This window comes from Roseibium sp. RKSG952, assembly GCF_009711355.1.
This window is the reverse complement of sequence record NZ_SMMF01000948.1, coordinates 70,884-83,426: the sequence shown is the minus strand read 5'-3', so window position 1 is coordinate 83,426 and position 12,543 is coordinate 70,884. Positions and strand designations below refer to the sequence as shown.

The following is a 12,543-nucleotide window of genomic DNA, read 5'->3' as shown; positions in this document are numbered from 1 at the left end:
TTATGCCTAACCGCTTGATTGCCAATGCGTCTTTCAAAAAAGCGCGTCAGCCACATCCCTGAATGCGGAAACCACCTTGCCCGGCCGGCAGGTTGGCGAGGGCGCCAGCCCTTCTCTTGATGATGGCGGCCTTATGCCATGGCTTTTGAGCCTTGGCAATACGGAAGAACCGCGTGCCGGACGCGTTCTGCAAGCAGTCCGGCAAGATCGGCGATATGTTAGGAGCGTGAGCCGGGGGGCGCGCCCCGGCTCGATCTGGGAAGCGCGCGTGATCAGAGGTCGGAAACCTTGACCACAAGCTTGCCCTTGTTGGTGCCGTCGAACAGTTTGCCGAAGGCGGCTGGAGCGGTTTCTAGACCGTCAACGATGTCGAGCCGGTACTTGAGCTTGCCCGCCTGCATCAGCTTGCCGAGTTCCGCGAAGATTTCCGGATATTCGTCAAAGTGATCGGTCATCACAAAGCCCTTGAACGTCAGGCGCTTGCGGATCAGTGCCGTGAGGTCCGGGTATTCGTCCGCACGTTCACCGTTGTAGACGGAGATGAAGCCGCAAAAGACCATTCGGCCAAAGGCCTTCATGTTGTTGAGCGCGGCCGCGAACGGCTTGCCGCCAACATTTTCAAAATGAAGGTCAAGACCTTCCGGAGCGAACTCGCGCAGGCCTTTCTCCAGATCGTCGGTCTTGTAGTTCAGAGCTGCATCGAAGCCGAGGTCGTCGACCAGCCATTTGCATTTCTCGTCGGTACCGGCAATCCCGATCACTCTGAGGCCAAGCGCCTTGCCGATCTGACCGACCAGCGAACCGACCGAGCCTGCTGCGCCTGTGACACAAAGCGTTTGACCGGCTTTCGGTTCGCCGGTCTTCACAAGACCATGATAGGCGGTTGCGCCTGCGAGGCCGAAGACACCCATATAGGCTTCCATCGGGACGGTCTGCGGGACGACATTCAATTGGCCCGGAGCAACATCGAGATACCTGGTCCATCCGGTAAAGCCGCTGACCCAGTCGCCTGCCTTGTAGGCGTCCGTCTTGCTCTCTTCGACAACACCGATGCCGAGCGAGCGCATCGTGTCGCCAAGCGGGACCGGCGGAACGTAGGAATCGGTGCTGGGGGAAACCCAGCCGCGCATGGCAGGGTCAAGCGATACGTATACCACCCGGACGCGTGCCTGTCCGTCTGCGAGAGGAGAAAGCTCTTCCTCGATCCTGTCGAAGTGTTCATCTGTCAGAAGGCCTGTGGGCCGTTCTCTCAATGCAAGGCGCATGTTCTGCATATTTGATATCCTTCCTTCACTGTTGTCCGGAATAGGGCTAATCGCGGGCTGTCCGGCAGACACTTTCAGTAATGCGGAGGCTTTTCGGCTTGGTGGGCGGGCAGCACGTTTTCCATCAGTTCTTCAAACTGATCAGTCATCGAGAGGACGCGCCGTTTGAGCCTTTCGATGTCGCGTGCTTGCTCGATCACAACCTGATTGAGATCATCAATCGTGTTCACCGCGTGGGCGAGATCAATTTCAAGTTTCTCGATCCGGGCATTCTGATCGTCAATCATTGTGTCTTCCTGTGATGTGCCGGCTTGTCGGGCGAGAATCAAAAACAGCCGTGATCATTGATTGAGTTTGTCAGCCGGACTGCATATTCATCGTGATATTACGATCAATGGGAAAAGGGAAGAGGGTACCCGTCTGCTTTGGGGTTTAGATGGCACTTCCAGCCAAATGGGAGCGTGCCATAAAGAGCTGTTTTCCGGGTGCGTTGTTCGATTTTGTCAAATAAAACACAAAAATACCCCTTGAAATTGCAATAATTCCATAAATTAGAGGCATGGTTTGAACGATCTGAAATATCGGTCATAGTGACAATATTGTATACCATTACATACAAAATATATCGAAAGATGTGAGGGAATTTTCTTGTCAACGTGAAAGGGCATCCAATGGTCAAAGTACTGGTGCCTGCTGGCGCTCTCGGTCTTGGCTATGATCGAAAGGCATTGGCCCGCGGGCTTCGCGAAAACCCGGATATTATTGCCATCGACGGTGGCTCAACAGATAGTGGACCGTATTATCTCGGGACCGGAACATGCAAGTATTCCAGCGGATCGGTCAAAAGCGAGTGGCGGGAACTGATTGAAGCCCGGGCACAGGCAGGTGTTCCGCTTCTGATTGGCAGCGCAGGCACATGTGGTGCTGATTCTGCGGTTGACTGGATGGCTGCAATCACCCGCGAGATCTGTGCCGAGCTCGGGATCAAGGTCCGGCTCGCGGTCTTGAAGTCCGGCCAGGATGCTGCCGTCATGTCTGAAGCTCTTGAGAACGGCCGTATCTCGCCCCTTGAGGCCGCTCCGGACATTTCCGCTGATACATTGCGCGAATGCACCAATATCGTGGCGCTGGCCGGGGCCGAGCAAATTCAGGCGGCACTTGATACGGGCGCAGATATCGTCATTGCCGGCCGGACCACGGACACGGCCCTGATTTCCGCTTTGCCTCTGGCGCGAGGCTGCCATCCGGGTGCAGCCTGGCATGGGGCCAAGATTGCAGAGTGCGGGGCGCTTGCAACCACAAGCCCGGAAACCGGAACCATTATGGTCGAGTTCGATGAAACCGGATTTACGGTGACCCCGATGGCCGAAGAGGCGAGGGCGACCCCGCACACGGTGTCGGCTCACATGCTTTATGAGAACACAAACCCGTTTGTCCTGTTCGAACCCGGTGGCCATCTTGATGTTACGGCATCGACCTACACGCCGCTGGATGAGCGCCGTGTGCGTGTTGAGGGAAGTGAATGGATCACGGCCGGCAGATATACGGTGAAACTTGAAGGCGCGCGCCGGGCAGGCTACCAGACCGTCTCTCTCACCCTCGTGCGTGATCCGCGCTACGTCGCCAACATTCATGCATGGTGTGACAAGGTTTTGGACACCGCCGGGGTGAAAGCCCGGGAGCGGGTCGGCGGTGACTTCGACATCCAGCTCCGCCTGATCGGACTGAACGCCACGCTAGGGGAACTGGACAAGCAAGCCGCATCTGGAACGGAGATCGGGATTCTCGCGATTGCCACAGCCGGGACGTCTGAGGCAAGCAGGGAAGTTGCCAAAATCCTGAACCCTTATCTCCTGCACCATCCGCTGACAGATCAGGAGGAAATGCCGACATTCGCGTTTCCGTTTTCTCCGGCCGAGTTGTCACGGGACGTGCTTTACGAGTTTTGCCTTTATCACGTGCTGACGGTGGATGATCCGATGGCCCCTTTCCGGCTCACAGTTGAGGAGATCGGACAATGACACAATTGAAGGAACTGGTGTTCGAGGTGCGGTCAAAGAATGCAGGACCGTTCTGGCTGACCATCGACATATTCTGCGGCAGTGAAAACGCCTATCGGGATGTGTCGGAGCGGCTTCAAACCGCATCCGTGGCTGCCGCTTTCGACGTGGCTCCGCAAAAACTCAAACGTTTCGATATCGAAGCCCTTTTTGCCATCAAGTTCAGCCTGCCGCGCCCCGTGATACAGGGGTCGATCCGGGATCGTGACATGCACGGCGCTTCCTACGCGCAAATCATCCGGCAGCTTGAAGTCTGACAGGCAGTCCGATGCCTGTTTCCGGTCCGAGGTTATGGGGTCCTAAACAACGAGACTCCACTGATCGAAGGGCCCGCACACTCTCAAGATCTTGACCAAGCAACCGCGGACATCACAAGCGCCTGTTTGCCGCGTCTCTCCTGTATGCATCAGCATTTTTTGCGTCATGAGCCGACAGGAGGCCACCCGTGCCAGTGCAAACGGATCCCACTCTTCAACTGATTCAACCCGGCAATGTCGGATTTGGAACCGTCCGGCTGGTTAACGGCGCGTATTCGACGAATTTCCAGTACAATCTGAGTTTGCTTCCGCTCCAGATGCCGAGCGGCTACTTTGCCGAAAACACCGGCTTCTCCGACATGTCGAGCCGTTTGCGGCCATTGCACGAGCACGGTTTCGTATCTGTCGTGGGCAATTTCAAGCTTTATTTCGCCGTTGCCGGTTTGCCGATGAACAATCCGCGCAGCGCCTTGACCACCAATCTCGAACTGGTCGGAGGGAATGTCTACAAGAGCAAATATTATGTATTTGCGAAACTGGGGGTGAACTACACCGACTTTCAGGCCGCTCTTGCAGCCATGCACAATCAGGCGACCATGCTGACCACCGATCAGCTCAGGGCGGCCAATGGGAACCAGAGTGCCGGCGGGCCGACAGGAATTGTCTACATCACCGCCGGTGATCTGCAAGGCACCTATTGGGCGCGCAAGAATTCCGGATGGGAGTTTTCGGTTTTCCCCTCCGACGTCAACGGGATCTACCGGCCCATGAGCCTGATGGATTTTTCCATCGCTCCCAATCAGGTCGCAACCGCGCGATTGAGCGGAAATCAGTATGCCCAGAGCCTGCAACTGATCCCGACGGAGAGCAACAGGGTTCACTCCGGGCATTCGATCATCGATCCCGCCAATCTGGCCGCCTATTATGGCGCGCAAGCCTATCCGAACGGTGCCGGAGGCAATATCGCCGGAGGGACTGTTTGGGCCAACCTGAGCCGATTGGGGAACTACAAACAGTATATCGGACTGGCCTCCAACGGTGCGGTGGCTCCGGGGCCGACTGAAATCATGGCCGGACAGGAATACTATTCCCAGGACATGTTCCGCTATGTCTATCCGTATCGCCAGCAATTGTCGTCAGCAGATGCAAAAACCGCTCAAACCGCTGCTATCGCAAACATGATCAATGCGTTTGTGAACAACTAGCGTTGTCAATACAAAAAGGGCGGTCCGAGGACCGCCCTTTCCGACAAGGTTTTGAGCTGCAGGCTTCTTAGAAGCCCATGCCGCCCATGCCGCCCATGTCGCCGCCCGGCATGGCCGGTGCTGCTTCTTTCTTCGGTAACTCGGCAACCATGGCTTCGGTCGTGATCAGCAGGCCTGCAACAGAAGCTGCGTCCTGAAGAGCCGTACGGACAACCTTGGTCGGGTCGATGATGCCGGCTTCGATCATGTTGACGAATTCTTCGGTCTGAGCGTTGAAGCCGAAAGTCTCGTCGTCGTTTTCCTGGATCTTGCCAACAACGATGGAGCCTTCGACACCAGCGTTTTCAGCGATCTGACGGATCGGAGCTTCCAGAGCGCGCAGGACGATCTTGATGCCAGCTGCGATGTCGGCGTTGTCGGAGGACAGCGCTGCAACGGCCTTCTTGGCGCGCAGAAGAGCGGTGCCGCCACCAGAGACGATGCCTTCTTCGACAGCTGCGCGCGTTGCGTTCAATGCATCGTCGACGCGGTCTTTCTTTTCCTTCACTTCGACTTCGGTCGCACCGCCAACGCGGATCACAGCGACACCGCCGGCAAGCTTGGCAAGGCGCTCTTGCAGCTTTTCACGGTCGTAGTCGGAAGTGGTTTCCTCGATCTGTGCCTTGATCTGGGCAACGCGGCCGGCGATGTCGTCCTTGGAACCAGCGCCATCAACGATGGTGGTGTTTTCCTTGGTGATCGCAACCTTCTCGGCGGTGCCGAGCATGTCGAGGGTAACGTTTTCCAGCTTGATGCCGAGATCTTCGGAGATCACGGTGCCGCCGGTCAGGATCGCAATGTCTTCCAGCATGGCCTTGCGGCGGTCGCCGAAGCCCGGAGCCTTGACAGCAGCAATCTTCAGACCGCCGCGCAGCTTGTTGACGACGAGAGTTGCCAGTGCTTCGCCTTCGACGTCTTCTGCAATGATGAGCAGCGGACGGGAGGACTGAACAACGGCTTCCAGGATCGGCAGCATGGCCTGCAGGTTGGACAGCTTCTTTTCGTGCAGCAGGATGTACGGCTTTTCGAGGTCAGCCAGCATCTTTTCTGCGTTGGTCACGAAGTAAGGCGACAGGTAGCCGCGGTCGAACTGCATGCCTTCAACGACTTCAAGCTCGGTCTCGAGAGACTTGGCTTCCTCGACGGTGATGACACCTTCATTGCCGACCTTTTGCATGGCTTCGGCAATGTCAGCGCCGACCTGTGCGTCGCCGTTGGCGGAGATGGTGCCGACCTGGGCAACTTCTTCCGACGTGGTGATCGGCTTGGAAGCAGCTTCGAGTGCCTTGACGGCTTCAGCAGCAGCAAGATCAACGCCGCGCTTCAGGTCCATCGGGTTCATGCCGGCGGCAACAGACTTTGCGCCTTCCTTGACGATGGACTGAGCCAGAACAGTCGCGGTGGTGGTGCCGTCACCAGCGATGTCGTTGGTCTTGGATGCCACTTCGCGCACCATCTGTGCGCCCATGTTTTCGAACTTGTCTTCAAGTTCGATTTCCTTGGCAACGGAAACACCGTCCTTGGTGATGCGCGGTGCGCCGAATGCCTTGTCGAGAACGACATTGCGGCCTTTCGGGCCGAGGGTCACCTTTACGGCGTTTGCGAGGGTGTCCACACCCTTGAGCATGCGCTCACGGGCGTCAGAGGAGAACTTTACGTCCTTAGCAGCCATTTCTGGATCTCACTTAAGTCTTGAAATTCGAATGGAAATCAAAAAGCGGTTCGCTGATTTAAGCGATCACGCCCATGATGTCGGATTCTTTCATGATCAAGAGGTCTTCACCGTTGATCTTCACTTCGGTGCCGGACCACTTGCCGAACAGAACGCGGTCGCCTTCCTTGACATCAACCGGGATCAGCTCGCCGCTGTCCTTGCGGGCACCGTTGCCGACGGCGACGACTTCGCCTTCCTGCGGCTTTTCCTTAGCGGTGTCCGGGATGATGATTCCGCCAGCGGTCTTCTCTTCGGAATCTACGCGGCGTACGACAACACGATCGTGCAGTGGACGAAATGCCATTTTGACTGTTTCCTCTCATGAGCGCGCCCCATCCGGACAGGCAGCACGCGGAACATGATTATTAGGGTTCAACACAAGACAAAGTTACGCCTTGCGGCTGTTAGCACTCCCTCAAGGCGAGTGCTAATCGCCCTTCAGGATTTATGAACCAGGGCGCGGATTGTCAATGGTGGGGCAGATGAATTTTTAGTGGCAGGCCGCCAAAACGCCCGCACACGTTCTGGCGGTGCAATTGGTCCGAAAACCGCAGATCCCAAGGACTAGTTTGAAGGGGTTATCGTGAAGGGGAGGGTAAAGCTGCCGGTCTTGCCGTCGACCTCGTCCCGGTAAGTTGCTTCCAGCTCATACGCACCCGCCGGCAGACCCTCGAACTGGAATGTCAGTGCAGTTGACAATTCATGCCGGGCGTCGCGGCCGCTCTGCGTGTATGACGTGAACCGTTCATCCTGGACGAGGACCTGACCGGTTGCATTCAATAGGCGAAATCCGACCGACAGGTCATAGGTTGCGCGATCATCCGTCTTCACAAAGCCGAAGCCGACAGGTTCGGCATAGATCATCAATGGTTCGGCTGGAGAAAACGCAGCGGTCTCCCGGGGGGTATAAAGGCCGTAGCCCTTGGCCGGTGCCGCGGTAAATGTTGCCTCGGTAAACACGAGGTCAGAGGCTGCCCATGCGCGTTCATAGGCCTCGTAAGCTGCTTTGAAGTCTTTGTCGGGTCCCGGTACTGCCGGAGCGCTCGCAAGTCCGATGACAGGTCCCGTGACAATAATTCCGCAAAATGCCGCCGCCCGGCACACACTCCTCAAGACGAAGCGTCCGTTCATTCAGTCAACCCCCGGTGCGTGCACCCATTTTGTTCTCAATGTCTTTTCGAGGCCGGTATAAACGGCTTGTGCACGGGACACAAGAAGTAGACCAGAGGCAAAACGAGATGCTGGTTAACTGATTTTCTCGAGCCAAGACTGGCGCTTGCGGTAAATTGTCGAGGGGCTTATCTCTAGGGCGGCGGCGGCCATCGCGATGTTGCCGTCAAATGCTTCCAGTGCGGTTTCGATAATCCGCCGTTCCTGTGCCCAAAGAGGCTCGATCTTTGCGAAAGGTCGGTTGGAGGCTGCCGAGCGCGCCCGTTCGCGGGATAGGTCGACCACAGTATGGGACCGTCCGGCCGGATCCCGGATGATCAGAGGCAGCATATGGAGTTCCACCGCATGGCCGTCATTCATGACGACGATCTGGCGGATGGTGTTTTCCAGTTGCCGGATGTTTCCCGGCCAGCCGTAGGCCAGCAGGCACGCCTCTGCGTCGGCGTCAAACCCCACGAACTGGCGCCCTTCTTCCCTGGCATGGCGCTCGAGAAAGAAGGTTGCGAGGGGGACGATGTCTTCACGCCGCTCCCTGAGCGGAGGGAGATGGATCGGGAGCACATGCAGGCGGTAGTAAAGATCCTCGCGGAACCGGCCCGCGGTTATCTCGTTGAGCGGATCGCGATTGGTGGCGCAAATGATGCGCGCATCAACCTTGCGGATCCTGTTATCGCCCAGCCGTTGGAAGGTCCCGGTCTGAAGAAACTGCAAGAGCTTGCTCTGAAGCAGCAGATCCAGTTCGCCGATCTCGTCCAGGAACAAGGTGCCGCCATCGGCCTGTTCGACCGCACTGGTTTGTTCGCCTGTTCCGTTGGAGAATGCCCCGAGGGACGAACCGAATATCTCGCTTTCTATCAAGTCATTCGGAATTGCGGCGCAGTTGATTTTGACAAAAGGTTTGCCGGACCGGTCCGAGCAGTCATGAATGGCACGGGCGCAAAGTTCCTTGCCTGTGCCTGACTCTCCGGTGACAAACACCGGTGCCTGAGACGGGGCAATGCGGCGGATTTGCCCGCAGACGCCGCGCATGATGCCGTCGTGCCCGTCGAGCATATTGATCGACAAGATGGATTGAGCGTTTACTGCCGAATGTATCTTGGAACTGGCAATGGTCCCGTTCTCACCAGCATCCGCCGGTTTTCCCGCAATTCTCCACCCGGTTCCGTCCTTGCGCTGGTCGAGCTGAAACTCGACTTTGGCGCATAACGTATCCAGGCTGAACGGCTTTGTCAGGAAATCGTGTGCCCCGGACCGCATGGCACTGACCGCTCGGGAAACGGACCCCCTTGCGGACACGGCAATAATGACCGTTGTCGGGCACCGGGCCGCAAACGGCTCCAGCGCCGCTTCATCTCCGATCGTCTCCAGATCCAGGATGAGAATGTCCGTGTTCTTGTCTGCCAGATCCCGCAGGCATGCCGCCGGATCGGTGTAGAGGACCGGATCAGCGCAATTCCCGGCAATTTTTTGATGCACGGCAGCGGTTCGTTTTGCCTCTGCAGGCAGGGCATCCAGAACACGCATGACCAAGGGCCGGTCAAAACCCGAGCAACTCCCCATTCCTGGGTATCTCCCGTACAATTAGACTTGTTAGCCCGCCCAAGAGTGGCCGACGGCCAAAACTGCGCCTAACAGGGTAAACAAACCGTTTTCACAAACGGGTAGGTGGCAAAATTCAACAAGCTCTTGCGGGGCTCGTTGCTGCAACATTCGGTTGGTGGGCCATTGGGTTCGGCTTTGTATCAGCAAAGCGTTCTTCAAAAACAGGATGTCCCACGTCCGAAAGCAAGTGCCGGTCTCCGGAAAGATGCAATTTCGCATCGGACTGTCATGGAGCCAGCCTCTTCTGAGCAATTGTGGGTCACGCGATTTGACCAACCAAGGAAAATCAAAAAAATGATAGTTGCACAAAATTGCTCATCAATGAGTCGCAGTGGTGGCCGTTTCACGGCCTAAATGGGGGACAACTTGATAAAACTCCCGATCTTTTCCCCGCCTGAAATCGGAAGCGGTTAACCTTTCAACGCATCATCAAGACACGCATGTTGATTCGAGTAGAGAGCCTGAGGGCTATGGGGCGTCTAGCGGCCATCTTTGTATTGTTTTTTGTGGGGGGGATCGCTTTTGCATCGGCGGCCTTGCTCATGTTCCATTTCGGGCGTCCCTTTGGTGAGGCGGTTGCCTTGGGCCTCGCCTTGATGTGCACGATGATCGTCATTCATTTCGCGGTTGCGCGGGCGCAGGAACGCAAGGCGGTCGCCGAGGCTTTCGCCCGGCTGGAAGATCGCATGTCAGATTTCGACGAGGATCTCGATACAGTCGAAAGCCGCGTTACCGGAGTTGAGCAAACTGTCCCGGACCGTACACGGGCCGAGATGGATCCGCTGTTTGCGGAGGTCGAGTTGCTCGGATCGCTGGTCAAGCAAATGGCCGAAGCGATGTCCGACCTCGAAATCCGGGTCGAGGAGCAAGCGGCGCTCCCGCCACCTCCGCAACAATTTGCGCTTCCGCGCCAGGAGCCGCAGGCATTGTTCGCTGGAACCACAGCGGGAAAAGGGGCATTGCCTCGAAAAACACAGGCGGGTCCGGCAGACAATGACGGCGTCCCTCCGGCCCGAAACGGTGCGCGCAAGCCGGGCCGCAATCCCTCGCGCGCGGATGGGAAGACCGGCGCCGCAACTGATCCCGCGATGCGTGAGTTGATCCAGGGCGCGCTGGATGCCAACCGTGTCGAACTCTACCTCCAGCCGATCGTGTCCCTTCCACAGCGGCAAGTCCGCTATTACGAGGCCTTCACGAAATTGCGGGATGCAGAGGGGACCCTGCTCAATGCCGCAGTGTTTACGCCGGAAGCAATTCGCAGCGGGATGATGCCTCGCATCGACAATCTCTTGCTGATCCGTTCGCTTCAGGTTCTCAAACGGCTGTCGAGCCGCAACCGGACAACCGCGCTTTTTTGCAATATATCGGCGCAGTCGCTGGCCAATGAGGCCCTGTTTCCCGGGTTTCTCGAGTTTGTCAGGTCAAACCGGAGCTATTCCGAAACACTCGTGTTCGAGTTTTCGCAAAGCGATGTCGCGGCCATGGGTATTGTCGAGATGGAAAGCCTCAATGCCCTTTATGAACTCGGCTTCCGGTTCTCGATCGACCGGGTCGACAATCTCAAGATGGATTTCAAGGCTCTGGCGCAACGCGGCTTCAAATATGCAAAGCTCCATGCGGATTATCTGATCGGCCGCAGGAACGCCAATCACGGGCATATTCACCCGGCGGATTTCGGAGACCTGCTCAATCGGTACGGGGTCGACCTCATCACCGACCACGTGGAAACCGAAAGTCAGGCGCTCGAACTGCTGGATTATGAAGTGCGGCTGGCGCAGGGCTATCTGTTTGCTCAGCCGCGTCCGGTCCGGGCAGAGGTTTTACAAGGTACGCCCGCACCGGTTTCGCGCGAAAAGGCGGCCGGTGCGGGTTGAGTTTTTTGCTGATGACCGGCAGCCTTGCGGTCAGTTGGACTCGGGGCCGACCGTTATGATGGTCGGCTCTTGTCCTGCCAGAAGCCGTTGAGCGACCTGCTGGACGTCTTCCAGAGTGACGGCTTCGATCTCGTCATTCCGCCGATCAAAATAGTCGATACCCAGATCCGCATTTTGCAGGGCGACAAGCTGACCGGCGATCTTTCCGGACGTGTCGAAGCGCAGGGCATAGGACCCGGTCAGGTAGCGCTTGGCCGCTGCCAGTTCTTCTTCGGTCGGACCTTCATTTGCCATGCGTTCGATCTGGTCAAGCATGACGTCAATCGTCTCGTTGGCCCTGTCGGCACGTGTCGCAGCTGACGTGATGATCATTCCGGCCTTGTCATAGGGGACAAGAGAGCTGCTTGCGCCGTAACTCAAACCGCGCTTTTCACGGACTTCCTCAAATAGCCAGGATGTAAAGGTCCCGCCTCCGAGAATGTGGTTCATGACGAAGGCGGCCTGATAGTCGGGATCATCCCTCTCAAGCCCGGGCAGGCCCATCATGACGGTGGTTTGCGGGACGGGTAGGCTTCGCGCGACCGTCTGGCCGAGATTGAGTTCGGCGTCTTCGATCTCCGGCAGATCGGTATCTTCTGGCAGGCTGCCGAAAACCTCATCGAGCAGCGGCCCGAGGGTTTCCGCGTCAATCGCGCCAACAACCCCGATTTTCAGTCCATCCCTTGAAAAAAGCAGATCGCGCTGAGACGCGAGTTGCTCGGAAGTCAGCTCCTCCAGGTCGGCCTCGGTTCCGTTTGTCGGCTTTGCGTAAGGATGGTCGCCGAGCATGGCTTCCATGAAGCTGCGTCCGGCAATCGCATTGGGCTGCTTCTGCTGACGGCGCACTTGTGCAATCAACTGGTCCTTCATGCGATCCACGGCCGTTTCGTCGAAGCGCGGGTCATTGACGGCAAGAGCGAGAATGTCGAACGCTTCGTCGGTTGTCGGGGTCAATGTGCGCAAGCTGCCGTAAAACCGGTCCTTGGTGGCATTGAAACCGATGCTGACGGCAAGTTCCTCCATCTTCGCCTGAAAAGCTTCGGAATCCATATCGCCGGCGCCTTCGTCAAGGGTCGATGACAACAAGGTGGCAAGGCCTGTCTGGCCTTCCGGGTCCATTGCCGCCCCGCCCTCAAAGGAAAAATCCATGGCAACAAGGGGAACAGTCCGGTCCTCGACCAGCCAGGCCTCGATGCCATTCGGGCTGACCACCCGCTCGATTTCGACTGCCTGAGCCGCCAGCGCAGATGCAGACAACAGCATCACGCTCAGGCCGAGAGTTCGGACGGCCTTCTTTTGAACAAAGGATCTGATCATC

11 protein-coding genes and 1 riboswitch are annotated in these 12,543 nt (G+C 57.2%); of the genes, 4 read left to right on the top strand and 7 right to left on the bottom strand.

Annotated elements, in window-relative coordinates; translation table 11 throughout:
- Positions 1-4: 4 nt before the first annotated feature.
- Positions 5-128: riboswitch (SAM-I-IV-variant riboswitch) on the bottom strand.
- 144 nt (positions 129-272) lie between these two features.
- Together E1297_RS31960 and E1297_RS31955 are read right to left on the bottom strand one after the other, a co-directional pair.
- Entirely contained in the window at positions 273-1,274 is a 1,002-nt protein-coding gene (locus E1297_RS31960) for an NADP-dependent oxidoreductase (RefSeq protein ID WP_209016121.1), read from the bottom strand.
- A gap of 65 nt (positions 1,275-1,339) precedes the next feature.
- Positions 1,340-1,552, bottom strand: coding sequence for a SlyX family protein (locus tag E1297_RS31955; RefSeq protein WP_155145185.1), 213 nt, complete (start codon positions 1,550-1,552; stop codon positions 1,340-1,342).
- A gap of 384 nt (positions 1,553-1,936) precedes the next feature.
- Between E1297_RS31955 and E1297_RS31950 the strand changes: the two genes are divergently transcribed.
- The 3 genes from E1297_RS31950 (at position 1,937) to E1297_RS31940 (ending at position 4,787) form a co-directional block, all read left to right on the top strand.
- On the top strand, positions 1,937-3,286 hold the full coding sequence (locus tag E1297_RS31950; protein WP_155145182.1) for an acyclic terpene utilization AtuA family protein: 1,350 nt from the start codon (positions 1,937-1,939) through the stop codon (positions 3,284-3,286).
- Complete coding sequence (locus E1297_RS31945; RefSeq protein WP_155145180.1) at positions 3,283-3,582, top strand: DUF4387 family protein; 300 nt, start codon at positions 3,283-3,285, stop codon at positions 3,580-3,582. The genes E1297_RS31950 and E1297_RS31945 overlap by 4 nt, the downstream gene beginning before the upstream one ends.
- Positions 3,583-3,770: 188 nt before the next feature.
- Positions 3,771-4,787, top strand: a complete 1,017-nt coding sequence (locus tag E1297_RS31940; RefSeq protein ID WP_155145178.1) for a hypothetical protein — start codon at positions 3,771-3,773, stop codon at positions 4,785-4,787.
- Between the two features lie 67 nt (positions 4,788-4,854).
- On the opposite strand, the gene groL is transcribed toward E1297_RS31940, so the two are convergent.
- The 4 genes from groL to E1297_RS31920 form a co-directional block, all read right to left on the bottom strand.
- On the bottom strand, positions 4,855-6,498 hold the full coding sequence (gene groL / locus E1297_RS31935) for a chaperonin GroEL (protein ID WP_155145176.1): 1,644 nt from the start codon (positions 6,496-6,498) through the stop codon (positions 4,855-4,857).
- Positions 6,499-6,556: 58 nt separating this feature from the next.
- The gene (gene groES, locus E1297_RS31930; RefSeq protein ID WP_155145174.1) at positions 6,557-6,844 is read right to left on the bottom strand and encodes a co-chaperone GroES; all 288 of its coding nucleotides are present in this window, start codon (positions 6,842-6,844) and stop codon (positions 6,557-6,559) included.
- Between the two features lie 260 nt (positions 6,845-7,104).
- Positions 7,105-7,671, bottom strand: coding sequence for a hypothetical protein (locus E1297_RS31925; RefSeq protein ID WP_155145173.1), 567 nt, complete (start codon positions 7,669-7,671; stop codon positions 7,105-7,107).
- Positions 7,672-7,785: 114 nt separating this feature from the next.
- Complete coding sequence (locus tag E1297_RS31920) at positions 7,786-9,270, bottom strand: sigma-54 dependent transcriptional regulator (protein WP_155145171.1); 1,485 nt, start codon at positions 9,268-9,270, stop codon at positions 7,786-7,788.
- A gap of 512 nt (positions 9,271-9,782) precedes the next feature.
- On the opposite strand from E1297_RS31920, the gene E1297_RS31915 reads away from it, so the two are divergent.
- The gene (locus E1297_RS31915; RefSeq protein WP_155145169.1) at positions 9,783-11,186 is read left to right on the top strand and encodes an EAL domain-containing protein; all 1,404 of its coding nucleotides are present in this window, start codon (positions 9,783-9,785) and stop codon (positions 11,184-11,186) included.
- Positions 11,187-11,216: 30 nt separating this feature from the next.
- Here the strand turns inward: E1297_RS31915 and E1297_RS31910 are convergent, their stop codons facing one another.
- Positions 11,217-12,542, bottom strand: coding sequence for a pitrilysin family protein (locus tag E1297_RS31910; RefSeq protein WP_155145167.1), 1,326 nt, complete (start codon positions 12,540-12,542; stop codon positions 11,217-11,219).
- Position 12,543: the final 1 nt, after the last annotated feature.

Excerpts from the sequence above, each read along its gene's own strand:
- E1297_RS31945 (WP_155145180.1), top strand. The coding sequence starts at position 3,283 with ATGACACAATTGAAGGAACTGGTGTTCGAGGTGCGGTCAAAGAATGCA.
- E1297_RS31920 (WP_155145171.1), bottom strand. The coding sequence starts at position 9,270 with ATGGGGAGTTGCTCGGGTTTTGACCGGCCCTTGGTCATGCGTGTTCTG.
- groL (WP_155145176.1), bottom strand. The coding sequence starts at position 6,498 with ATGGCTGCTAAGGACGTAAAGTTCTCCTCTGACGCCCGTGAGCGCATG.
- E1297_RS31950 (WP_155145182.1), top strand. The coding sequence starts at position 1,937 with ATGGTCAAAGTACTGGTGCCTGCTGGCGCTCTCGGTCTTGGCTATGAT.
- E1297_RS31960 (WP_209016121.1), bottom strand. The coding sequence starts at position 1,274 with ATGCAGAACATGCGCCTTGCATTGAGAGAACGGCCCACAGGCCTTCTG.
- E1297_RS31955 (WP_155145185.1), bottom strand. The coding sequence starts at position 1,552 with ATGATTGACGATCAGAATGCCCGGATCGAGAAACTTGAAATTGATCTC.
- groES (WP_155145174.1), bottom strand. The coding sequence starts at position 6,844 with ATGGCATTTCGTCCACTGCACGATCGTGTTGTCGTACGCCGCGTAGAT.
- E1297_RS31915 (WP_155145169.1), top strand. The coding sequence starts at position 9,783 with ATGGGGCGTCTAGCGGCCATCTTTGTATTGTTTTTTGTGGGGGGGATC.
- E1297_RS31925 (WP_155145173.1), bottom strand. The coding sequence starts at position 7,671 with ATGAACGGACGCTTCGTCTTGAGGAGTGTGTGCCGGGCGGCGGCATTT.
- E1297_RS31910 (WP_155145167.1), bottom strand. The coding sequence starts at position 12,542 with ATGATCAGATCCTTTGTTCAAAAGAAGGCCGTCCGAACTCTCGGCCTG.